This window comes from Vibrio sp. 1-Bac 57, from assembly GCF_037546855.1.
Classification (GTDB): Bacteria; Pseudomonadota; Gammaproteobacteria; order Enterobacterales; family Psychromonadaceae; genus Psychromonas.
This window is the reverse complement of record NZ_JALAAC010000116.1, coordinates 1-546: the sequence shown is the minus strand read 5'-3', so window position 1 is coordinate 546 and position 546 is coordinate 1. Positions and strand designations below refer to the sequence as shown.

Genomic DNA, 546 nt, shown 5'->3' with positions numbered 1-546 from the left:
GAACAAACCATCTCAGTAGCGGAAAATAAAGCGGCATTAACTATCATTCATGGTTGGCGAGAACGTTTAGTCGATATATCTTGGTTTATGCGTTGTTTAAATGAGTTTATCGCTCGTAAAGCGAATAAGGAAGATGAGTGCTCTGGTCGGTTTTGGGAAGGTAGATTTAAGTCTCAGGCTTTGCTAGATGAAGATGCACTGTTAACTTGCATGGCTTATGTCGACCTTAATCCAGTTCGTGCCAAAATGAATAATAGTGTTGAAACGTCAGAATATACTTCTGCTTATGAGCGCATACATGGTGTTGCTTTTAAAGAGGAAAACAACAAAGAGTCTTCTTTGGTCGGGTTAAGTTTTAAGAAAAAGCCATTATTGGGCTTTATAGGTGATGAGCATGAAGCTCAATCTCTTGTAAGTAGTCAGAAGGGTATACCATTCTCACTGCTTGATTATATCGAGTTGGTCGATTGGAGCGGTCGTATTTTACGAGATGATAAACGCGGTGCAATTGTTAGCCATCATCCTAAATTGCTTAACACACTTGGA

1 protein-coding gene is annotated in these 546 nt (G+C 39.6%); it reads left to right on the top strand.

Translation table 11 applies throughout. The features are described 5' to 3' along the window. On the top strand, nucleotides 1-546 hold a 546-nt coding region (locus MT391_RS20760; protein ID WP_499499999.1), incomplete at both ends, for a transposase.